Genomic DNA, 21805 nt, shown 5'->3' with positions numbered 1-21805 from the left:
GGATTGTTCTTGTAGTCCCGGCTGCGAGCCGTGCACGGACGGCTCGCGCCCGTGCTTGACAGGGGAACGGAAAAGGCCGAACGTTCAATCAGTAGAACATAGTTCAACTAATTGAACAATGGCGATCTTGAAGGAGGATGCGGTGGTGCAACTCGCAAATCCGGCGCTGCTGCGCGACGGCGGACTGATCGACGGGGCGTGGCGGCAGGCCCGCAGCGGCGAGACCGTCGCGGTGACCAATCCGGCCGACGGCAGTGTGGTCGGGCCGGTGCCCCGTTTCTCGGCCCAGGAAGTGGAACAGGCGATCGAAGCCGCCGAGGCGGCGTTCGGGCCGTGGTCGCAGCGCGCCGCGCGCGAGCGCTCGGCCATCCTGAAGCGCTGGTTCGAGCTGATCGTCGCCAACGCCGACGACCTCGCCGCCATCATGACGGCGGAGCAGGGCAAGCCGCTGGCCGAAGCGAAGGGCGAGATCGTCTACGCGGCCTCGTTCATCGAGTGGTTCGCCGAGGAAGCCAAGCGCGTCTATGGCGACGTGATCCCCGCGCCGCAGACCGACAAGCGCCTGATCGTGCTGAAGCAGCCGGTCGGCATCTGCGCCGCGATCACGCCGTGGAACTTCCCGGCGGCGATGATCACCCGCAAGGCCGCGCCGGCACTGGCCGCCGGCTGCGTGATGATCGTGAAGCCGGCGGAGCAGACCCCGCTCACCGCGCTCGCCATCGGCCAGCTCGCCATCGAGGCCGGACTGCCGGCGGGCGTGCTGCAGATCGTGACGGGCGAGGCCCGCACCATCGGCGGCGTGCTGACGGCGAGCGACAAGGTGCGCAAGCTCTCCTTCACCGGCTCGACCGAAGTCGGCCGCATCCTGATGGCGCAGTGCGCGCCGACCATCAAGCGCGTCAGCCTCGAACTCGGCGGCAACGCGCCGTTCATCGTGTTCGACGATGCCGATATCGAGGCCGCCGTCGTCGGCGCCATCGCCTCCAAGTACCGCAATGCCGGCCAGACCTGCGTCTGCGCCAACCGTCTCTACGTGCAGTCGGGGATCTACGATGCCTTCGCCCGGCGCCTGGCGGAGGAAGTCGCGAAGCTGCCGGTCGGCGCGGGCACGGAAAAGGGCGTGCTGATCGGGCCGCTGATCGACGACGACGCCATCGCCAAGGTGGAGCGCCACGTCGAGGATGCCGTCTCCAAGGGCGCGCACATCGTGCTCGGCGGCAAGCGCCATCCGCTCGGCGGCACCTTCTACGAGCCGACGGTGATCACCGGCGTCACCCCCGACATGGTGGTGGCACGCGAGGAGACGTTCGGGCCGGTGGCGCCGCTGTTCCGCTTCGAGACCGAGGAGGAGGTGATCGCCATGGCGAACGACACCGAGTTCGGCCTCGCCGCCTATTTCTACACCGAGAACGCCCGGCGGACCTGGCGGGTGGCGGAAGCCCTGGAATACGGCATGGTCGGCCACAATACCGGGCTGATCTCCAACGAGGTGGCGCCGTTCGGCGGCGTCAAGCAGTCCGGCATCGGCCGCGAGGGCTCGAAATACGGCATCGAGGAGTACCTGGAGATCAAGTATCTCTGCTCCGCGGTGCGGTGAGCCCGCATTGACAACGCCGCCGCCCGCGCCGATGGATGCACGCGGGCGGCGACGGGAGACGATGACGATGTTCATGAAGGACGGCGTGGAATATCGCTTCCACCACATGGGCATCCCGGTGACCGAGCCGCGGCCGGGCGAGCGCTACAGCGCGCTGTTCGGCATGTACACGCGCGACAGCGACTGCCGGCTGATCCGCGCCCAGTGGCATCGCTTCGAAGAGACGAGCCCGCTGCATCCCCTGCTGCGGACCGTGCCCCACCCGGCCTTCAAGGTCTCCGACCTCGCGCGCGCCATCGAGGGAATGACGCTGCTGCTCGGACCCTACGAGCCGATCGCCGGCTTCCACGTCGCGATCGTCGAGGATGGCGGCATTCCGATCGAATTCATCGAGACCGAGCTGACCGACGACCAGATCTGGGCGAAGGCCGAGACCGAAAGCATCCTCTACGCCGACAACCCGCGCGCCGCTCCCGTGGCCACGGGCTGATCCTTTTTCCCGCTTGGGTCGTGCACGCCCGTGAAGCCGACCTGGACCGGGCGAGGGCGGCCATGCCGGAATGCGGTATTCCCGCTGTCACCGTCCTTATGCAAAGCTCCGATATCGTAAGCCGCCTTTCCGAATCCTTCTTCCCCGGCCGGAAGCCCGGGAGCGGCGCGATCGAACCGACTGATTGAGAGGTCCCGCGATGCGGCACGCACTGGAATTCTACATCGACGGCGAGTGGGTGGCTCCGGTCCGGCCGGCAACGCTGGACGTGATCGATCCTTCGACCGAGCAGCCGTTCGCCACGATCTCGATGGGCTCCGCCGCCGATGTCGACAAGGCGGTCGCCGCGGCCAAGGCGGCGTTCCAGACCTTCTCCATGACGACCAAGGAGGAACGGCTCGACCTCCTGCGCAGCATTCTCGACGTGTTCCGGCGGCGGGTCGACGAGTTCGGCGAGGTGATCTCCCGCGAGATGGGCGCGCCGCTCGCCTTCTCGAAGGAAGAGCAGGCCGGCGTCGGCATCGCCCATCTCTCCCAGACCATCAAGGCGCTGGAGGCGTTCGACTTCACCTACATGCAGGGCTCGACGCTGATCGCCCACGAGCCGGTCGGCGTCGTGGCGATGATCACGCCGTGGAACTGGCCGATCAACCAGATCACCTGCAAGGTCGGGCCGGCCATCGCCACCGGCTGCACCATGGTGCTGAAGCCGTCCGAGATCGCGCCGCTCGATGCCCTGCTGTTCGCGGAGGTGATGCACGAGGCCGGCGTGCCCAGGGGCGTGTTCAACCTCGTCAACGGCGACGGGCCGTCGGTCGGGCAGGTGCTCGCCGGTCATCCCGACGTCGACATGGTTTCGTTCACCGGCTCCACCCGCGCGGGCGTGATCGTGGCGCAGACCGCGGCGCCGACCGTCAAGCGCGTGCACCAGGAGCTCGGCGGCAAGTCGCCCAACATCGTGCTGCGCAGCGCCGATCTCGTGGCCGCGGTCTCCCACGGTGTGGTCCGGTGCTTCGAGAACAGCGGGCAGTCGTGCAATGCGCCGACGCGGATGCTGGTGCCGGCCGAGCGCATGGACGATGCCATCGCCGCCGCGGCCGCGACGGCGGCCAAGTTCAAGGTCGGTGCACCGGCCGATCCCGAGACCGATCTCGGCCCCGTGGTCAGCGAGGTCCAGTTCGACAAGATCCAGGCGCTGATCCAGGCCGGCATCGACGAGGGCGCCGAACTGGTGGCCGGCGGTCCCGGCCGGCCGGCTGATCTCAACCGCGGCTATTATGTGCGCCCGACCGTGTTCGCGCGCGTGACCAACGACATGCGCATCGCGCGCGAGGAGATCTTCGGCCCGGTGCTGTCGATTCTCGGCTACGAGACCGTGGATGAGGCGGTGGAGATCGCCAACGACACCGTCTATGGCCTCGCCTCCTACATCCAGGGCGACCTCGAGGAGGCGCGTGCGCTGTCGAAGCGGCTGCGCACCGGCGTCGTGCGCATCAACCGCTCGGCCTGGGACGGTGCCGCGCCGTTCGGCGGCTACAAGCAGTCGGGCAACGGCCGCGAATACGGCAAGTTCGGCATCCACGAGTTCCTGGAGATCAAGGGCGTCGTCGGCTGGGACGGAGTCTGAGAATCCCGGGCGCCGGTCGCGCTGGAGGCCCGGCGCATCGGCGCCGGGCGTGCTCGCCCCGTTGCCGGAACCGCGGCGTGCGTCCGCCATTGTAGTCCGGCCCGGGCAAGCGGGTGTCAGCCCGGGCCAACGTACCGCACGTCCTCCGGGATTCGCGCGATGCGTCCATTCCACAACCAGGCCCCGGCCTCTCTCCGGCCGGGAGACCCTCGAACCAACGGCAGTCTCCTGCGATGCGTATCGTCATGATTGGGTCTGGCTATGTCGGGCTGGTGTCCGGCGTGTGCTTCGCCGATTTCGGCCACACGGTCGTGTGCGTCGACAAGGACGCCGCCAAGATCGACGCCCTGAAGACCGGCCGCGTTCCGATCTTCGAGCCCGGTCTGGAGGATCTGCTCGCCAAGAACGTGCGCGACGGCCGTCTGTCGTTCACGACCGAAATGAAGGAGGCGGTGGCGGCCGCCGACGCGGTGTTCATCGCCGTCGGCACCCCGTCGCGCCGCGGCGATGGCCATGCCGATCTCACCTATGTCTACGGTGCCGCCCGCGAGATCGCCGAGGCGGTAGACGGCTTCACCGTGGTGGTGACGAAATCGACCGTGCCGGTCGGCACCGGCGACGAGGTCGAGCGCATCATGGCGGAGGCGAATCCCGCCGCGGATGTCGCTGTAGTGTCGAACCCGGAATTCCTGCGGGAAGGCGCGGCGATCTCGGACTTCAAGCGCCCCGACCGCATCGTCGTCGGCAGCGACGACGAGCGGGCCGTCGAGGTGATGCGCGAGATCTACCGGCCGCTCTATCTGAACGCCGCGCCGCTGTTCTTCACCACCCGGCGCACGGCGGAACTGATCAAGTATGCCGCCAATGCGTTTCTCGCGATGAAGATCACCTTCATCAACGAGATCGCGGATCTCTGCGAACAGGTCGGCGCGGACGTGCAGCAGGTGGCGCGCGGCATCGGCACCGACAACCGCATCGGCGCGAAGTTCCTCCACGCTGGACCGGGCTATGGCGGATCCTGCTTTCCGAAGGACACGAACGCGCTCGTCAAGACCGCCCAGGACCACGGCAGCCCGATCCGCCTGATCGAGACCACCGTTGCCGTCAACGAGACCCGCAAGCGCGCCATGGGCCGCAAGATCATCCAGGCTTCCGGCGGCAGCGTCCGCGGCAAGACGATCGCGATCCTCGGGCTCACCTTCAAGCCGAACACCGACGACATGCGCGACGCGCCCTCGCTCTCCATCATCCAGACGCTTCAGGACGCCGGCGCCTCCATCCGCGCCTACGATCCAGAGGGGATGGATCAGGCGAAACCGCTTCTCGCCGACGTGGCGTTCTGCTCCAGCCCCTATGAAGCGGCGCGCGGCGCCGAGGTGGTGGCGATCGTGACGGAGTGGGACCAGTTCCGCGCGCTCGATTTCGCGCGTCTCAAGACAGAGGTCGCCGAACCCGTGCTCGTCGATCTGCGCAACGTCTATCCGCCGGACGAGGTGTTGCGCCACGGCTTCCGCTATACCGGCGTCGGCCGGTAGAACACATCCCGTTCAGATCGAACCGATCTGAACGGCGAGGATATGCGTGAGCCTTCGAATCCGGAGCGATTTCCGATCGGTCGGAAAGCGCTCCGGTTCCGGTCGTCTGGACGGTTGCGCGGCCTGCGCGGACGGTTATCCTCTCACTCGGGGGCGCGGCGCACCTTTCGAACGGATGGCACGTCCGATCGCGAGGGGATTGCACCGATATTCAACGGTTCAGGCATATTCTCGTTCTTCGGGCCGCTTCGGTCCGAACGGAATTTGCTCTATGGGGGATGGCGCCGAGGGGGAAGCGGGCCATCCATGGATAACGGCATGCCGAGGCGGGGGCTCGCATGAGCGAGACGGCACGTTCAGACCAGTCGCTGTTTCGCAAGGAGGCGCTCGACAGGCTGCGCACGCCTGAGCAGGTCGACCGGCTGATGCATGTCGTCGGCCCGACCGGCTGGGTGCTTTTGCTGTCGCTCGCCTTCGTGCTCGGCTGCGCGGTCTACTGGAGCGTCGCCGGCCGCATTGCGACCTATGTCGAAGGCCGCGGCATCCTCGGGCCCGCCTTCGGAGAGCGGCGCGAGGTGGTGGCGCCGGCCGCCGGCATTCTACGGCAGGTGCTCGTCAAGACCGGCGACACGGTGAAGACCGGCCAGCTCCTCGCCAAGGTCGAGATGCTCGACGCCTCCGAAATGCAGCAGGACGCCCAGCGCACGCTGAAATCGATCGAGAACGAGCGGGCCCGGCAGGCGGCGTTCTGGACGTCGTTCATCGCCACCCAGACCTCGGATTTCGCCGCCCAGAAGGCGAGCCTCCAATCCCAGATCACCTGGGCGCAGCAGCAGATCGACGGCCGGCAGCAGATCCTGAACTCGTTGACCGACCTGCAGTCGCGCGGGCTCGCGACGGAAATCCAGGTGGAGAGCGCGCGCGACGACCTGATCAGCGCCTCCGCCAGCCTCGACGGCGCCAAGGTGCAGCTCCAGCAGCTCCAGGCCAAGCAGCTCGACCTCGAGAACCAGCGCATGACGGCGATGAGCGGGTTCGATGACCGCATTCTCCAGGCGCAGGAGCAGCTTGCCAACGCCAAGCTGCGGCTGGACCAGGGCGGCCGCATCCTTGCCGACATGGACGGCGTCGTCGTCGAGCGTGACGGCCAGATCGATGGGGCGGTAGAGCCGGGCTCGCCGATCCTCGCGATCCAGGCGCAGCGCACCGACCTCGAAGGCGTGTTCTTCGCCGAGCCGCTCCACGGCAAGGACATCCGCGTCGGCATGGCGGCGAACGTCGCGCCCTCGACCGCGCAGCCGGAGCGCTATGGCACCATCCGCGCCAAGGTGGTCTGGGTCAGCCCGCAGCCCCAGAGCATGAGTGCGGTCAATCTCCAGCTCGGCAACGCCACGCTGGCCCAGTCGCTCGTCGGCGACACCCCGCCGATCTCGTTCGGCGTGGTGCTGGAGCGCGATCCCTCCACGCCTTCGGGCTTCGCCTGGACATCGGGAAAGGGGCCGCCGACGGCCATCGAGACGGGGACGCTCGCCACGGCCAACGTCGCCATCCGCGAGGATGCCCCGGCGGTGCTCGTGATCCCGGCCCTGCGGCGGCTGGCCGGGCTCGATCAATGACGGCACGGATCGAGGCGATGCGGCCTGCCGCCGGAAGCCCGGCGCCGGATGATATGGCGGAGGGCCGGCCGTCCGCGCGCCCCGCGACTGGCGAAGACTTGCCGCCGGCGGGTGGAGATGCCGTCCATGCCGGCTGATCTGCGCCGCCTGCTGCCGTTCCGCCGCCGCGTGCGAACGCCGACCGTGCTGCAGATGGAGGCGGTCGAGTGCGGCGCGGCCTGTCTCGCCATGGTGCTCGCCCATTTCGGCCGCTGGGTGCCGCTGGAGGAACTGCGCGTCGCCTGCGGCGTCTCGCGCGACGGCTCGAACGCGCTCAACGTCGTCAAGGCGGCCCGCAGCTACGGCCTCGAAGCGCATGGCATGAAGGTCGACATGCAGGGGCTCGGCGCGCTCGCCCTGCCGGCGATCGTGTTCTGGGAGTTCAACCATTTCGTCGTGGTCGACGATGTGGCCGGCGACAAGGTCCACCTGAACGACCCAGCCCTCGGCCGGCGCACCATCAGCCGGCAGGCGTTTTCCGAAAGCTTCACCGGCGTCGCCATCGCGCTGAAACCGGGTCCCGATTTCCGCCCCGGCGGGAGACGGCCGCAACTGATCGGGGCGCTGCGCCGCCGCCTCGACGGCTCGCGCGATGCGTTCGCCTACATCGTGCTCGCGACGCTTCTTCTGGTGCTGCCCGGCATCGCCATCCCGGCGCTCACCAAGACCTATATCGACCAGTTCCTGGTGGACGGGCAGACGAGCTGGGTGCGGCCGCTCCTGATGCTCTATATCGCCGCCGGGGCGGTCAGCCTGGCGTTGACCTGGCTTCAGCAGCGTTACCTGCTGCGGCTCCAGGTCAAGCTCGCCGTCATCATGACCGGCCGCATGCTCTGGCACATGCTGTTCCTGCCGGTGGACTATTTCACCCAGCGCTTCGCCGGCGACCTGTCGAGCCGGCTGCAGGCCAATATCCGCGTCGCCCGCACGCTGTCCAGCGACCTCGCCATCAACCTCGTCGGCATCCTGACGCTGGTGCTCTACGCAGCGATCATGCTGGCCTACAGCCTGCCGCTCGCCGGGATCGTGGTGGGATTCGCCGCGGTCAATCTCGTGCTGATGCGCATCGTCTGGGTGCGGCTCGACAATTCGACCCAGCTGCTCGCCCAGAGTTCGGCACGGCAGGCCTCCGTGGCGATGAGCGGGCTCGCCGCCATCGAGACCATCAAGGCGACCGGTTCGGAGGGCGACCTCTATGCGCGCTGGGCCGGGTTCCAGGCCCGGTTCGTGTCGCTCTCGCAGGAGATCGGCTTCGAATCGCGCCTGCTCGGCGTCATGCCGGGTTTCCTCACCGCCATCGGCAATCTGACGGTGCTGACCTATGGCGCGGTGCAGGTGATGGAAGGCCGGCTTTCCGTCGGCGACCTGATCGCATTCCAGGCGCTGGCCGCGAGCTTCAACGGCCCGGTCGGTAACCTCGTCGGCCTCGGTTCCGTGCTCCAGACCGCCAAGGCTGACCTGCAGCGCATCGACGACGTGATGAACTATCCGGCCCGCCTTCAGCCGGGCGAGCGGCCGCAGGGAGAAACGCCGGCCGATCTTCGACTGGCGGAGGTGAGGCTCGCCGGGCTCGTGGAACTGCGCAACGTCACCTTCGGCTACAGCCGCCTCGCGCCGCCGCTGATCCAGGACCTGAGCCTGACGGTCCAGCCGGGCTCGCGCGTGGCGCTGGTCGGCCTCAGCGGGTCCGGCAAGTCGACCGTGGTCAAGCTCGTCGCCGGGCTCTACCAGCCGTGGAGCGGCGAGATCCGCGTCGACGGACGCCTCGTGCAGGACATCGACCGGCGGGTGCTGACCGGCTCCATCGCGGTGGTCGACCAGGAGATCACGCTGTTCGCTGACACCATCCGCGAGAACATCGCGCTCTGGGACCCGACCATCGACGACGTCGCCATCGAACAGGCGCTGACGGATGCCTGCCTGCGCGACCTCGTGCGCCAGCGCGAGGCCGGCATCCGTTCCGAGGTGACGGAGGGCGGACGCAATCTCAGCGGCGGCGAGCGCCAGCGCCTCGAAATCGCCCGTGCGCTGGTGCGCGCACCGAGCGTGCTCCTGATGGACGAGGCCACGGCCGCGCTCGACCCCATCACCGAGAAGGCCATTGACACCAATATCCGGCGGCGCGGCTGCGCCTGCCTCATCGTGGCGCACCGGCTGTCGACGATCCGCGACTGCGACGAGATCATCGTGCTCGACCGCGGTAGGGTGGTGCAGCGCGGCACACACGACAGCCTGAAAGCCGAGGCGGAGGGAGCCTATGCCAGACTCATCGCCGCCCAGTAACGAATTGCCGCCGGCCGGCCGGCTCCCGGCCGACAGGACCGCGGAAGACGGATTTCCGGAAAGTTTCGCCGCCGCGCCGCGTTCGCCGACGGTGTCCCGTGCCGTGTGCATCAGCCGGGCCGACGGCTTCTGGCGGGTGGACGCCGGCGGCGTCGACCTGTTCGCGGTGCGTCCCGGCGCGTCGGCGGCCTATGGGCCGTGGCATCCGCTCGGCCGCGTCGAACCCGGCGAGGCGTTCGGCGGCCTTGCCCCGCTGCCGGCGACGCTCGACCATCTCGACATCCTGGCGGTGCCGCTTCCCGGCACGCGGCTCGCCGACATGGCGCGGGATTGCGGCGACGGCTCGTTCGCCGCATTCGACGACTGGATCGTGCGGCTGTCGGAACTCGCCCGGCTGCCTCTGCGGCCGCGCGACGTCGCGGGCCTCGGCGCATTCGCCGGATCGGCCCCCGCGCCGGCCGGCACCACGCTCTGCGCCGCACGCGGCCTCGTGTGGCTTGCGGCCTCAGGGCCGGTGTCGGCGTTCGGGCAGCAACCGGTGGATGCCGCCGTGCCGCTTGCCCTCACGGGCCGGGTGTGGGCGCGGATCGCGGCCGACTGCACGGTGCGCGCCTGGACCTCGGCGGGTCTTGCCGTGGAAGGATTGCTGGAAGCCGCCGCCGGCCGGGCCGTCGTGGACGCGCTCACCCGTCTCGACGCGGAGCTCGACCGCGCCGTGGAGGGATCGGCCGCGGCCTTCCGGGGACGGGACGCCGCGGCGAAGCAGCGCCTCAAGGCGGCCTCGTCGCATCTTGCCTCGACGCTGCATCCCGGGAGCGCGGGGAGCGGCGACGAGGGCACGGGCGATGCGCTGCTGCGCTGCTGCATCCGGGTTGCCGCGCGCGACGGCATCGTGCTCGACGCGCGAGGTTCCGCTTCTCCGCGCGATGCCGACCTTGACGCTGCCCGGACCATCGAGGCGCGCGTCGAGCGGATCGCCCAGGCGGCCCGCGTGCGGATGCGGCGCGGCACCCTCTCCGAGAGCTGGTGGAAGGGCGATCACGGCTCGTTCGTCGCGGTGCGGGGTGACCGGCCGGTCGCCGTGCTGCGGGTCGGCCGCGGTTACCGGCTCGTCGAGGCGGATGGACGCAGCGAACGGGTGGATGCGGCCGTTGCGGCCGATCTCTCGCCGTCTGTCTACCTGTTCTATCGCCCCCTGCCGCCGACCGCGATCAACGGCTGGGGCCTGCTGCGTTTCGCGCTCAAAGGCAGCGTCCGCGAACTGGCCGTCATCCTCGCTGCGGCGAGTGCCGCCGCGCTGCTGGCTCTGATCACGCCCGTCGTTTCCGGCGCGATCTTCGACACCATCGTGCCGCGCGGACAATATGCGCAGCTCGGGCAGGTGACCGTGGTGCTCGCGGGGGCGGCGATCGCGACCCTCGGTTTCGGCATCGCCCAGGCACTGTCGCAGCTTCGCGTGCAGGGGCGCCTCGACGCCGTGGTGCAGTCTGCCGTCTGGGACCGGCTTCTCAACCTGCCGGTCTCGTTCTTCCGCGACTACGAGGTCGGCGACCTGACGAGCCGGGCGATGGGCATCAATTCGCTCAGCAGCCAGCTGACCGGCGCCACGATGAGTTCCCTGTTCGGCGGGGTGTTCTCCGTCGTCAGCTTCGGCATGATGCTCTACTACCAGTGGAAGTTGGCGCTGATCGGCTTCCTGTTCGCGGCGGTGACGGTGGGCGGCAGCGCCGTGTTCGCGCTCGTCCAGCGCAGCCAGCAGCGCGAACAGCTCGCCCTGCGTGGCCAGATGTCCGCCCGCGTGTTCCAATACATTTCGGGGATCGCCAAGATCCGCTCGGCGGGCGCCGAGAGCTTCGCCTTCTGGGACTGGGCGGGCCGCTTCGCCCGCGACATCGGCTTCCAGCGGCGCAGCGGCACCATCGTCTATTCGCAGGCGCTGTTCGGCACCTTCATGCTGCTCGCCTTCCAGGTGCTGTCGCTGATGATGTTCGCGTTCTTTCTCGACAAGATCAGCATGGGGTCGTTCGTCGCTTTCAATTCGGCGTTCGGCCAGTTCTTCTCGGGCATGTCCAGCCTCGCCGGGGCGGCGGTCACCGTCTACGGCCTCGCGCCGCTCTACGAGCGCACCCGGCCGATCCTGCAGGCGGTGCCGGAGATCGACGGCGCGAAACTCGATCCCGGCGAACTCTCGGGCCGTATCGCCCTCGACCATGTCTCGTTCGCCTATCCCGCGACAGAGCGCGGCGGAGCGGGCCGGCCGATCCTCGACGACGTGAACCTGAGGATCGAACCCGGCGAGTTCGTCGCGGTCGTCGGCGCGTCGGGGGCGGGCAAGTCCACGCTGCTTCGCCTGCTGCTCGGGTTCGAGCGGCCCGTTCAGGGCAGCGTGAGCTTCGACGGGCGCGACCTCGCGACCCTCGACCCCGGCGCGGTGCGCCGGCAGCTCGGCGTGGTCCTGCAGAACGGCCAGATCCTGCCGGGCTCCATCTTCGACAACATCGTCGCGAACGGACCGTTCGATCTCGACGACGCGTGGCGTGCTGCCCGCGTCGCGGGACTCGAGGACGACATCCGTGCCATGCCAATGGGCATGCAGACCATGATCAGCGAGGGCGCGGCGACATTTTCCGGCGGCCAGAAGCAGCGCCTGATGATCGCCCGCGCGGTGATCCGCCGGCCGCGAATCCTCTTCCTCGACGAAGCCACCAGCGCCCTCGACAACGCGACCCAGGCTCAGGTCTCCGCGGCGCTGGAACAAATGCGCACCACGCGCATTGTGATCGCACATCGCCTGTCCACCATCGTGCACGCCGACCGGATCGTCGTGCTCGACGGCGGCCGCATCGTGCAGGAAGGCCGCTATGAGGACCTTGCCGCCGCGCCGGGCCTGTTCGCGGCGCTCGCCCGGCGCCAGACAGCCTGAAGCGGCATCGCCGGACATCGCCCGGCTGGTTCTCGCCCAAACGTGAAGGCCCGGGGCTTACCGGCTTCGATTTTGCGTTCCATCATCGAACGGTCGCCCGGATTGCGTTTAGTAGCGGGGCCCGCGCGTTCTCACCGCGGTCGAGACAATCATCATCGGCGCAGCAGGGAGACTTTCATGAACGTCCAGACGCACACCGCGGCGTCCGCCGCTGACGGATCGACGCTCGACGATGCGGAACTGGCGCTGATCGACCGTTACTGGCGCGCGGCAAACTATCTTTCGGTCGGCCAGATCTACCTGCTCGACAATCCGCTCTTGCGCGAACCGCTCGATATCAAGCACGTCAAGCCGCGGCTTCTCGGGCACTGGGGTACCACTCCCGGCCTGAACTTCATGTATGTCCACCTCAACCGTGTCATCCGCCGCGACGATCTCGACATGATCTTCATCTGCGGCCCCGGTCACGGCGGCCCGGCGGTGGTGGCGAACGCCTATCTCGAAGGCACCTACACCGAGACCTATCCGCGGGTGACGGAGGACGAGGACGGCATGCGGGTGCTGTTCCGCCAGTTCTCGTTCCCCGGCGGCATCCCGTCCCACGCCGCCCCGGAAACGCCGGGCTCGATCCACGAAGGCGGCGAGCTCGGCTATGCCGTCGCCCATGCCTACGGCGCCGCCTTCGACAATCCCGACCTGATCGTCGCCTGCGTCGTCGGCGATGGCGAGGCGGAGACCGGGCCACTCGCTGCCTCCTGGCACTCGAACAAGTTCCTCAATCCGGTTACCGACGGCACGGTACTGCCGATCCTGCACCTCAACGGCTACAAGATCGCCAATCCGACGGTCCTCGGCCGGATGCGCGATGACGAGGTCGAAGCGCTGTTCACCGGCTACGGCTACCATCCGCTGTTCGTCGAAGGCCATGAGCCGGCGGACATGCACCGCAAGATGGCCGCGGCGCTCGATCAGGCGCTCGACGAAATCCGGACGATCCGCGCCAGGGCGCGCGACGAGGGCGTGAACGAGCGGCCGCGCTGGCCAATGATCATCCTGCGCAGCCCCAAAGGCTGGACCGGCCCGAAGACCGTGGACGGCAAGAAGACGGAGGACTTCTGGCGCTCCCACCAGGTGCCGCTCTCCGGCCTCGCCGGCAATCCCGCCCATCTGGAGGTTCTGGAAGGCTGGCTGCGCAGCTACCGGCCCGAGGATCTGTTCGACGATGCCGGCCGGCTGGCGCCCGAACTCGCCGCCATCGCGCCGGAAGGTCCGCGGCGCATGAGCGCCAATCCGCACACCAACGGCGGCGTGCTGAAGCGGCCGCTGCGCCTGCCCGATTTCCGCGCGCTCGCCGTCGACGTGCCGGCGCCCGGCCGCACCGTCGGGGAAGCGACGCGGGCGATGGGCGCCTACCTGCGCGAGGTGTTCCGCCTCAACGCCGACGCCCGCAATTTCCGCCTGATGGGGCCCGACGAGACCGCCTCGAACCGCCTCGACGCGGTGTTCGAGGTGACCGACCGCGTCTGGCTGGAGGACACCATCCCCGAGGACGTCCACCTCTCGCGCGATGGCCGGGTGATGGAGATCCTGAGCGAGCACCTCTGCCAGGGCTGGCTCGAAGGCTATCTGCTGACAGGGCGCCACGGGCTGTTCTCGTGCTACGAGGCGTTCATCCACATCATCGACGCCATGGTGAACCAGCACGCCAAGTGGCTGAAGGTGACGCGCGACCTGACATGGCGGCGGCCGGTCGCCTCGCTCAACTACCTGCTCACCTCCCACGTCTGGCGGCAGGACCACAACGGCTTCTCGCACCAGGATCCGGGCTTCGTCGACCACATGGTCAACAAGAAGGCCGACATCGTGCGGGTCTATTTCCCGCCGGACGCCAACTCCATGCTCTGGGTCACCGACCACATCCTGCGGACGTGGGACCGCATCAACGTGGTCGTCGCCGGCAAGCAGCCGGAACTGCAGTGGCTGACCATCGACGAGGCGGCGCGCCATTGCGACGCCGGCATCGGCATCTGGGACTGGGCTAGCAACGACCACGGCCATGAGCCCGACGTGGTGTTCGCCGCGGCCGGCGACGTGCCGACGTTGGAGGCGCTCGCCGCCGTCTCGCTGCTGCGCGAGGAACTGCCGGAACTGCGCATCCGGTTCGTCAATGTCGTCGACCTGATGACGCTGCAGTCGCCGAGCGAGCATCCCCACGGACTGGCGGAAGCAACCTTCGACGGGCTGTTCACCACCGACAAGCCGGTGATCTTCGCCTATCACGGCTATCCGCAGCTGATCCACCGGCTGACCTACCGCCGGCACAATCACCGCAACTTCCATGTCCACGGCTATCGCGAGGAAGGCACCACCACGACGCCGTTCGACATGGTGGTGATGAACGGGCTCGACCGGTTCCACCTCGCCATGCATGCGATCGACAGCGTGCCGGGCCTGGCCGTCCGGGCGGCGCCGGTGCGCCAGCGCTTCCGTGACCGGCTGATCGAGCACCACGACTATATCCGCGCGACCGGCGAGGACATGCCGGACATCTCGAACTGGGTCTGGCCCTACGGCGCCGGGCAGAGCTGAGCGGGATGGCGTGAAAAGGCGGGAGAGAACGAACTCTCCCGTCCCCGGCGCTTCTCCCGCCGGATCATACCACCGGGGTCGGCAGCGGCTCGCCGGCGAAGTGGGCGTCGAGATTGGCGAGCACGAGGTCGCCCATGGCGCCACGGGTTTCCGCCGTCGCACTGCCGACATGCGGCGCGAGCACCACGTTGGAGAGATTGATCAGTGCCTGGGGAACCTTGGGCTCGGCCTCGAACACGTCGAGCCCGGCGCCGGCGATGCGCCCCTCGATGAGGGCGTCGATCAGGGCATGCTCGTCCACGAGGGAGCCGCGCGCGATGTTGACCAGCGCGCCCGTCGGGCCGAGGGCATCGAGCACCGCCGCATCGACGATGTGGCGGGTGGACGGCGATGCGTTGGCGGCGACGATCAGGACGTCGGAGGCAGCCGCCAGTTCGGTGACGGTGGGGTGATAGGCATAGGGCACATCTGAAACAGGCGTGCGGGTGCAATAGGCGATCTCGCCGCCGAAGCCCTCGAGCCGGGCGGCGATGGCGCGGCCGATCCGGCCAAGGCCGAGGATGCCGTAGCGGCGCCCGGAGGCGCGGGTCGCAAGCGGGAATTCGCCGTTCAGCCACCGGCCGGCGCGCACGAAGCGATCGGCGGAAACGAGCCGGCGCGACAGCATCAGCATCAGCGCGACCGCGAGGTCGGCGACGTCGTCGGTCAGCACGTCCGGGGTGTTGGTGACGCGGTAGCCGCGGGCGCGCGCGAGGTCGAGATCGACCTTGTCGAAGCCGACGCCGTTGATAGCCACGATCTCGAGCGCGGGAAGCTGTGCGACGAGGTCGTTGCCGATGCCGGTGCTGCCGCCGGTGACCACGCCGCGGATGCGGGGTGCGACATCGCGCTGAAAGGCGGCCTTTTCGCCGTTGCCGGCGGGGCGATGAACCGTGAAGCGCTGTTCGAGCGCGCGCTCCTGGGCGGGCAGCAGCGTCGACAGAAGGAGGATATCGGCAGGCATCCGGGACGAACTCCGTGACGGGCGTCTGGCGCGACCGCACGGGTTCGTCGCCCGGTCGATGCGCTCTCAAATCCGGCGCCATAACGCGGCGCCGCGAGCCTTCCGTCCGGAATTCTCCGGAAACCGGAAGGGCGCACACCTTACAATGGATTGCCGTCTTGCGAAGGGGGGCGCGTTCATCGTTCTGGCGCCTCCCCGGCTTGGTGGATCGCTGCGGACGGCGGGCGCCCGATTGGGATCAGGACAGGCACCAGACGCGGTAATTGCCGTCCTCGACCACGGAACCTTCCAGTTCCTTCGCGAAACCCGGAAAGGCGCGGCCCCAGCTTTCGAGGGCGCGCAGATAGGACAGCCACGGTCCGTCCGCCGGGCCGAAGCTCTCGCCCGGCATGATGATGGGGATTCCGGGCGGATAGGGGATGACGCCGACGCCGGCCACCCGGTCGGCGAGGGCGTCGATCGGCAGCAGCTCCGCCTTGCCGGCCATCAGCCGCGCTGAGGCGCGCCGGGGCGGCATCCGGGGCTCGGGCAGGGTGGAGAACGCCAGTGCCTGGCGGCGGTCGATCCGCGTCGCGCGCATGTGCGCGAACATCTCATCGCAGAGATCCTTCAGCCCCATGCCGGCATAACGCTTCGGCGCCTCGGCGACGATGTGCGGCAGGGTCTGCTTCAGCGGCTTGTTCCCGTCATAGTCGAGCTTGAAGTCGAGCAGCGTCGACATCAGCGTGCCCCACTTGCCCTTGGTGATGCCGAACGAGAACAGGCACAGCACCATGAAGTCCGTCGTACGCGAGGGAATGATGCCGTAATTGTGCAGATAGGCGCTCAGCACCTCCGCCGGGATGCCGGTCTCCTCGAACTCGCCGTCGTCGCCCATGCCGGGGGTGAGGATGCCGGCCTTGATGGGGTCGAGCATGCACCAGCCGTCCGGCAGGCCGTCGAAACCGTGCCAGGCATCGCCGGGGTGCAGGATCCACGCCTCGGCATCGGTGGCGAGGAATTCCGGCGGAGCCTCCTCGAACGGCACAACGGTGCCGTCTTCGCCGCGGACGGTCGGTGCGTTCCAGGGCCGGAAGAACCAGTCGCCGCGGGCCTCGAACGCACGGTGGGCGCGGGCCAGCGCCTGCCGGAAGGCGATGGCTTCGAGAATGACCTCGTGGGTCAGCGCGTGCCCGCTCGGCCCGTCCATCATCGCCGCGCCGATCTCGTTGGAGGCGATCAGGGCGTAGAGCGGCGAGGTGGTCGTCTGTGCCATGTAGGCTTCGTTGAAGCGGGTGTGCTCGATCGGGTCGCGGCCGTTGCGGACGTGGATGTAGGAGGCCTGCGACAGGGCGGCGAGCAGCTTGTGGGTCGAGTGGGTGGCGAACACCGTCGGCCCGTCGGCCGGGTGGTCGGCGGGATCGCCGCGCATGGCATAGCGGTTGTCGTAGAGCGGGTTGAAGCGGGCATAGCCGAACCACGCTTCGTCGAAGTGGATGCGGTCCACGATGCCGTCGAGCCGCCTCTCGACTCCGGCGGCGTCGTAGCAGAGGCCGTCATAGGTGCAGTTGGTGACGACGGCATAGACGGGATCGTCGTCGCTCGCGAGATGGCGCAGGGGATGGGCGGCGAGCCGCTCCGCGATGGTCTCCGGTTCCAGCTGTTCAGGCGGGATCGGGCCGATGATGCCGTAGCGGTTGCGGGTCGGCACGAAGAACAGCGGAATGCCGCCCGACTGGATCAGCCCCTGTTCGATCGACTTGTGGCAGTTGCGGTCGCACAGGGCGAACTCGTTGTCGGCGACCAGCGCGCCCATGATGGCGCGGTTCGAGCCCGAGGTGCCCGTCAGGCCGGAATAGCTGAGGTGGGCGCCGAACACGCGGGCGGCATATTGCTCGGCCTCGCCGATCGGGCCGGAATGGTCCATCAGCGAGCCGAGCTGCTCGCGCTCGATGCCGGTGTCCGTGCGGAAGATGTTCTCGCCGAAGAAATCGAAGAACGCCCGGCCTGAGGGCGTCTTGGTGAAGGCGACGCCGCCCTGGTGACCCGGCGCGGCCCAGGAATATTCGGCGGTGTCGGCATAGTCGAGCAGCGCCTTGGTGAAGGGCGGCAGCAGGTCCTCACGATAGCGCTTCACCGCCGCCATGATGCGCCCGGCGATGAAGGACGTGGTGTCTTCCAGCATCCAGACATATTCGTTGGCGAGCTGCATCACCTCGACGGTGAGATCCTCGCCGCTGGTGCGGTCCTCCATCAGGATGACGGGGATTTCGGCGTTGCGGGCGCGGATGGTGCGCAGGAGGTCCATGCCGTCCTCCTCGCTCAGGCCCTCCTCGCGCTCGCGCGTCCAGTCGAGCAGGATGGCGTCGAGCGACGGGTCCGACACGATGGCGGCGCGCCCATCCTGGTAGGTCACGGCTTCAACGACTTCGATGCCGCGGCTTTCCAGCTCCTCGGAAAGGGCGCGGACCGCCCGCCCGCCGACGCTCGACGGCATCGCGAGCGTGTCGTCGACGATCAGAACCTTCGGCTTGTGCAGCTTGATGGTGCGGCCGAGCATCTTGTCCTGCCCTCGTCAGGTCCGTCGCGGCCGTTCGCGGGCCGGCGGGCGTTTCCATGTGGTTCCCGGCGGATAGCCCCGATTTGCATCGGTGTCGTGACAGTCGTTCAACAAGCCAAGAGAGCCCACGGGAGCAAGCCCCGTGCAGATCCGATCCACCACAACGCCCGGGTTGTCCCGGCGCGCCGGCTGTCCTGTGAACGGGGATCGGGGAGGCCGAAACGTCAATCGGCTTCGTGGCCGGTGGCGACGAGCGCGGTCGCCAGGCTGTCGGTGAGAATGGCGAACGCGTTGGCGAAGAAATCGCTGATCGCCTCGATCAGAAGCGGCTGAAGCACGATCGACCCCGCGGCTGATCCCCGCGCGATCAGCCCGGCTTCCTCGCCGGCGCGCAGAACCCCGAGGACGTGGCTGCGCGAGACCGAAAAGCGTTGGGCGAGGGCGGCGATGCTGATGCCGGCGCGGATGCCGCCGGATTCGACGCGCGCCGCAGCCGCCTCGGCCGAGCCGTCCTGGGGCGGGACCGACAGGACCAGCGAGACCGCGATCATCACGCCCGAATCACGTTCCGCGAACGCCCACAGCGTCGGGGCTGCATCGAGCACGCGGAAACCGGCGAGAAACCGCTCCACCGTCGCGCCCACGAAGGCGGCCAGGAACGCGTCGTCGTCGATCAGGGCGATGGTCGTGTCGGCGTTCGGCACGAGGGGGCGGATCGCGGTGAACAGTTTCCGCCAGCGGTCGCGGTGGATCGACACGAGCCGGTCGGTTGCCGACAGAGCCTTGATGCGCTTGTCCGGCGTCGGCCGCGGCTCGACGAGACCGAGGAGCTGCATGGTGGCGAGCACCGCCCCGGCGCGTCCCGGGCTGCAGATGTTCTGTTCCGTGCACAGCGCCTTGAGGCGCCCCGTCGTCAGCCCGACCTTGCTGTTGTCGAGCTTCCACTCGAAATGCAGGTGGAGTACGAGAATGGACAGCAGGAACCGGCCACGATCGTTGAGGATGCGGTTGAGAAGCCAAGAACCGCGGAATTGATTGACGAGAGTGGTGGCGCCGGCCCGCATCGCCTGATCGAAGCCGGGATCGGCGCGGAACCGCAGCTTCCGGGCTTCGATCGTCGGAAAGAGCGGGGTGTCGACGGTTGGGGCGGCAGCGCTGTTGGGAGTCGTCATAGAGTGATGGCGGCCCTGTACTACCGTTATCCGGTCGCCCCGGCGTTCCTGCGCGGGACCCGGACGACGGGCTGGCACCGAACCGGGCCTGCACCAGGGGCAGCTCCGGATTCGATCAATGTTCGCCATTGTAACGGCCTCGCCGCAGCCGTAACAGCCGAAACAGGCCGCTCGAGCGCCGATAGATGCCAATTCCGATCACAGTCGAGGGACACATGGCAATCTGGACCAAAAATCGGGACTCCGGTGCACGGGGAATTCCCGGCTTGCGAGCGCGGCGCCTGACGGCTGCGCGGCTGGCGAGCACTGCCTTCGCGATCTTCGGCCTCGCGGCGACCTCCTTCGGGGCGGTGCTGGTGAGCGCGGGCCCGAGCGCCGCGGTGGTGTATTGCACCGGCCCCGGCTACCCCGCGGGCTGCGTGGTGCGGCCTGCCGCGCCTGCGGCGCGCGCCGCCGTCCACTGCACGGCGCCCGGCTATCCTGCGGGATGCAAGGGCGGAGCGCCTGCGGCCCGCGCCACGGTGCACTGCACCCGGCCCGGCTATCCGGTTGGCTGCACCGGCGGCGCCGGTGCGCGCGGCGTCGGTGCGCCGGGCGTCGGTGTCGAGCCGTACAATCGCGGCGGCCCGGTCAACCGCGTCGGCGTCCGCTGATCTGCGGAGGGTGCCCTGTGGCACCCGCCTGTCCCGACCGGGCCAGCGGATCGCCGCTGGCGGGCCGTTCCTTATAGAGAATCAGGAGAGTTCCCATGACCTTGCGTGTCGTCGTTCTCGCTGCGGCGGTGGCCGCGATCATCGCTCCCGGCGCTGCGTTCGCCGACGCCGCCTCGGCCGGCGCGTGCGCGCAGAAGCTGGCGCCCGATGCCCGCCAGATCTATGACGCGACCGCGCCGCAGGTGACGCCCGGCGTCGACCTCAAGTCCGTCGTCACCACGGCCACGAAGAAGCTGGCGATGGCCGGCACCATCAGCCGTGGCGATGCCCGCTCTTCGGCGATGTCGGCGGTGCAGTGCCTGCAGCAATTGCAGAAATAACGTCGTTGCGGGAATAATGTCCGCTTAGCGGGCCGCCATCGCTCTCCTATGGGGGCGGTGGCGGCCCGCTGCATGTCGGGATCCTCGCTCATGGCCGCCATCGGATGCCTCGCCCCGCTGTTCCTGCTCGTCGGGGGTGCGCTCCTCGGCCATATCATGGCCGGCGCTGTGGGCGGCCTCTGGGGGGCGGGCCTCGGTTTCGGCTCCGGTATCGTGGTGCTCGGCGGTTTCCTCTGGCTGAGCGCCAAGATGAAATCCGGCTGATCCCGTCGGAAGCCGCTTCAGCCGGCCGTGTTCATTCCGCCGGTCGCGGGCCGTAGCCGTCGCGACTGCGACCCTCGATGACGGCCCGAAAGGCCCCGATCTCGGCGGCGAGAAAGTCGAGCAGGGCGCGGACGCGGGCCGCGTGGCGCAGGTCCGGGTGGGTGAGCAGCCACAGATCGGCCGAGAACGCCGGATCCGGTGGCGCAAGCCGCGTCAGCGACGGCCGGACATCGGCGATGAAGCAGGGCAGGTGGCCGATGCCGATGCCGCCTTCCACCGCCTCCGCCAGCCCGAGCACGGTGTTGACCTTGTAGGCCACCCGGTCCGGCGCGATGGCCGCCTTCACGAATTTCACCGCCTTCAGCGATCCCATGTTGTCGCCGAGCGAGACCCAGCGGCAGCTCGCCAGCATGTCCTCGTCCACGGCCTCGGGCATGGGAAAGTCGCTCGCCCGGCCATAGAGCGCCCAGGCGATCCGGGCCGCCCTGCGGCCGACGAGGGTGTCAGGCGGCTCGTCCGTCGCCCGGATCGCCACGTCGGCGTCGCGCCGCGACAGGTTGAGCGCCTGGTTGTCCAGAACCACGTCGAGCCTGATCGCGGGAAACGTGGCGAGGAAGCGCGCGAACAGCGGCGTCAGCAGATGGATCAGCAGCGAGTCGTTGGTGGTGACGCGCAGTTCACCGGCCGGCGCCGGCTCACGCCCCGCTAGGCGCCGGACGACTCCGGTAACGTCGCTGTCCACGCGCTCGGCAAGCGCCGCGATCTCCTCGCCGGCCGACGTCGGCACGTAGCCGGTGCGGCGGCGCTCGAACAGCGGCACGCCGAGCGCCTGCTCGATCTGGCCGAGGCGGCGAAACACCGTGGAATGGTTCAGGCCGAGGCGACCGGCAGCAGCCGGGAGGCTTCCCGCCTCCGCGACAGCCTTGACGAGCCGTAGGTCGTCCCAGGCAAGCGGCTTGAAGGTCTCGGTCATGCTTCGCTCCATTCCTGTTTCCGGCCAGCGGATCGGCGAGGGCGCTGCGTGGCATGACAGGCCGGCCGTTTGTGCCTGCAATGTTGAATGGCGCATCTGCAGGATCTGTATTGCAGGAATGC

General features: G+C 68.6%; 15 protein-coding genes. 11 read left to right on the top strand and 4 right to left on the bottom strand.

Annotated elements, in window-relative coordinates; all coding sequences use genetic code 11:
* Window positions 1-142 precede the first annotated feature (142 nt).
* The 8 genes from BUF17_RS06795 to BUF17_RS06760 all read left to right on the top strand — a co-directional run bounded on the left by BUF17_RS06795 (window position 143) and on the right by BUF17_RS06760 (window position 14699).
* Window positions 143-1597, top strand: a complete 1455-nt coding sequence (locus BUF17_RS06795) for an NAD-dependent succinate-semialdehyde dehydrogenase (RefSeq protein WP_073627250.1) — start codon at window positions 143-145, stop codon at window positions 1595-1597.
* A gap of 67 nt (window positions 1598-1664) precedes the next feature.
* The gene (locus BUF17_RS06790) at window positions 1665-2087 is read left to right on the top strand and encodes a hypothetical protein (protein WP_073627248.1); all 423 of its coding nucleotides are present in this window, start codon (window positions 1665-1667) and stop codon (window positions 2085-2087) included.
* A 199-nt stretch (window positions 2088-2286) separates the two neighbouring features.
* On the top strand, window positions 2287-3714 hold the full coding sequence (locus tag BUF17_RS06785) for an aldehyde dehydrogenase family protein (RefSeq protein WP_073626844.1): 1428 nt from the start codon (window positions 2287-2289) through the stop codon (window positions 3712-3714).
* Between the two features lie 233 nt (window positions 3715-3947).
* The gene (locus BUF17_RS06780) at window positions 3948-5249 is read left to right on the top strand and encodes a UDP-glucose dehydrogenase family protein (protein WP_073626842.1); all 1302 of its coding nucleotides are present in this window, start codon (window positions 3948-3950) and stop codon (window positions 5247-5249) included.
* A gap of 338 nt (window positions 5250-5587) precedes the next feature.
* Complete coding sequence (locus BUF17_RS06775) at window positions 5588-6865, top strand: NHLP bacteriocin system secretion protein (RefSeq protein ID WP_073626840.1); 1278 nt, start codon at window positions 5588-5590, stop codon at window positions 6863-6865.
* Window positions 6866-6991: 126 nt separating this feature from the next.
* Window positions 6992-9187 (top strand): NHLP family bacteriocin export ABC transporter peptidase/permease/ATPase subunit, encoded by a 2196-nt coding sequence (locus tag BUF17_RS06770; protein ID WP_073626839.1) that lies wholly within the window; start codon window positions 6992-6994, stop codon window positions 9185-9187.
* A gap of 91 nt (window positions 9188-9278) precedes the next feature.
* Window positions 9279-12110: an NHLP bacteriocin export ABC transporter permease/ATPase subunit gene (locus tag BUF17_RS06765; protein ID WP_210215400.1), complete on the top strand. Its 2832-nt coding sequence runs from the start codon at window positions 9279-9281 to the stop codon at window positions 12108-12110.
* 177 nt (window positions 12111-12287) lie between these two features.
* Window positions 12288-14699, top strand: a complete 2412-nt coding sequence (locus BUF17_RS06760; RefSeq protein WP_073626835.1) for a phosphoketolase family protein — start codon at window positions 12288-12290, stop codon at window positions 14697-14699.
* A 64-nt stretch (window positions 14700-14763) separates the two neighbouring features.
* On the opposite strand, the gene BUF17_RS06755 is transcribed toward BUF17_RS06760, so the two are convergent.
* From BUF17_RS06755 to BUF17_RS06745, 3 genes are all read right to left on the bottom strand, one after another.
* Complete coding sequence (locus tag BUF17_RS06755) at window positions 14764-15702, bottom strand: 2-hydroxyacid dehydrogenase (protein WP_073626833.1); 939 nt, start codon at window positions 15700-15702, stop codon at window positions 14764-14766.
* Window positions 15703-15940: 238 nt separating this feature from the next.
* Window positions 15941-18241, bottom strand: a complete 2301-nt coding sequence (locus BUF17_RS06750; protein ID WP_073626831.1) for an Orn/Lys/Arg family decarboxylase — start codon at window positions 18239-18241, stop codon at window positions 15941-15943.
* A 224-nt stretch (window positions 18242-18465) separates the two neighbouring features.
* Window positions 18466-19413: a hypothetical protein gene (locus BUF17_RS06745; RefSeq protein ID WP_073626829.1), complete on the bottom strand. Its 948-nt coding sequence runs from the start codon at window positions 19411-19413 to the stop codon at window positions 18466-18468.
* A gap of 296 nt (window positions 19414-19709) precedes the next feature.
* Here BUF17_RS06745 and BUF17_RS06740 point away from each other — a divergent pair, with 296 nt between their 5' ends.
* The 3 genes from BUF17_RS06740 to BUF17_RS22855 all read left to right on the top strand — a co-directional run bounded on the left by BUF17_RS06740 (window position 19710) and on the right by BUF17_RS22855 (window position 20710).
* Window positions 19710-20066: a hypothetical protein gene (locus tag BUF17_RS06740; protein ID WP_210215411.1), complete on the top strand. Its 357-nt coding sequence runs from the start codon at window positions 19710-19712 to the stop codon at window positions 20064-20066.
* A gap of 95 nt (window positions 20067-20161) precedes the next feature.
* Window positions 20162-20446 carry a hypothetical protein gene (locus tag BUF17_RS06735; RefSeq protein WP_073626825.1) on the top strand — a complete coding sequence of 95 codons (285 nt, stop codon included), beginning with the start codon at window positions 20162-20164 and terminating at the stop codon, window positions 20444-20446.
* A 90-nt stretch (window positions 20447-20536) separates the two neighbouring features.
* A complete protein-coding gene (locus BUF17_RS22855; protein ID WP_175563630.1) occupies window positions 20537-20710 on the top strand; it encodes a hypothetical protein in 174 nt (57 codons plus the stop codon).
* 31 nt (window positions 20711-20741) lie between these two features.
* On the opposite strand, the gene BUF17_RS06725 is transcribed toward BUF17_RS22855, so the two are convergent.
* Window positions 20742-21683: a LysR family transcriptional regulator gene (locus tag BUF17_RS06725; RefSeq protein ID WP_073627246.1), complete on the bottom strand. Its 942-nt coding sequence runs from the start codon at window positions 21681-21683 to the stop codon at window positions 20742-20744.
* Window positions 21684-21805 lie beyond the last annotated feature (122 nt).

Origin of the sequence: Pseudoxanthobacter soli DSM 19599, assembly GCF_900148505.1 — a bacterium.
Lineage (GTDB): Bacteria > Pseudomonadota > Alphaproteobacteria > Rhizobiales > Segnochrobactraceae > Pseudoxanthobacter > Pseudoxanthobacter soli.
Note: the sequence above shows the minus strand (reverse complement) of the source record. Positions and strands in the feature narration are given on the sequence as shown.

What these genes read in the sequence shown, in the direction of transcription:
- BUF17_RS06790 (WP_073627248.1), top strand. Translation starts at nt 1,665, where the DNA reads ATGTTCATGAAGGACGGCGTGGAATATCGCTTCCACCACATGGGCATC.
- BUF17_RS06785 (WP_073626844.1), top strand. Translation starts at nt 2,287, where the DNA reads ATGCGGCACGCACTGGAATTCTACATCGACGGCGAGTGGGTGGCTCCG.
- BUF17_RS06780 (WP_073626842.1), top strand. Translation starts at nt 3,948, where the DNA reads ATGCGTATCGTCATGATTGGGTCTGGCTATGTCGGGCTGGTGTCCGGC.
- BUF17_RS06775 (WP_073626840.1), top strand. Translation starts at nt 5,588, where the DNA reads ATGAGCGAGACGGCACGTTCAGACCAGTCGCTGTTTCGCAAGGAGGCG.
- BUF17_RS06770 (WP_073626839.1), top strand. Translation starts at nt 6,992, where the DNA reads ATGCCGGCTGATCTGCGCCGCCTGCTGCCGTTCCGCCGCCGCGTGCGA.
- BUF17_RS06760 (WP_073626835.1), top strand. Translation starts at nt 12,288, where the DNA reads ATGAACGTCCAGACGCACACCGCGGCGTCCGCCGCTGACGGATCGACG.
- BUF17_RS06755 (WP_073626833.1), bottom strand. Translation starts at nt 15,702, where the DNA reads ATGCCTGCCGATATCCTCCTTCTGTCGACGCTGCTGCCCGCCCAGGAG.
- BUF17_RS06750 (WP_073626831.1), bottom strand. Translation starts at nt 18,241, where the DNA reads ATGCTCGGCCGCACCATCAAGCTGCACAAGCCGAAGGTTCTGATCGTC.
- BUF17_RS06745 (WP_073626829.1), bottom strand. Translation starts at nt 19,413, where the DNA reads ATGACGACTCCCAACAGCGCTGCCGCCCCAACCGTCGACACCCCGCTC.
- BUF17_RS06735 (WP_073626825.1), top strand. Translation starts at nt 20,162, where the DNA reads ATGACCTTGCGTGTCGTCGTTCTCGCTGCGGCGGTGGCCGCGATCATC.
- BUF17_RS22855 (WP_175563630.1), top strand. Translation starts at nt 20,537, where the DNA reads ATGGCCGCCATCGGATGCCTCGCCCCGCTGTTCCTGCTCGTCGGGGGT.
- BUF17_RS06725 (WP_073627246.1), bottom strand. Translation starts at nt 21,683, where the DNA reads ATGACCGAGACCTTCAAGCCGCTTGCCTGGGACGACCTACGGCTCGTC.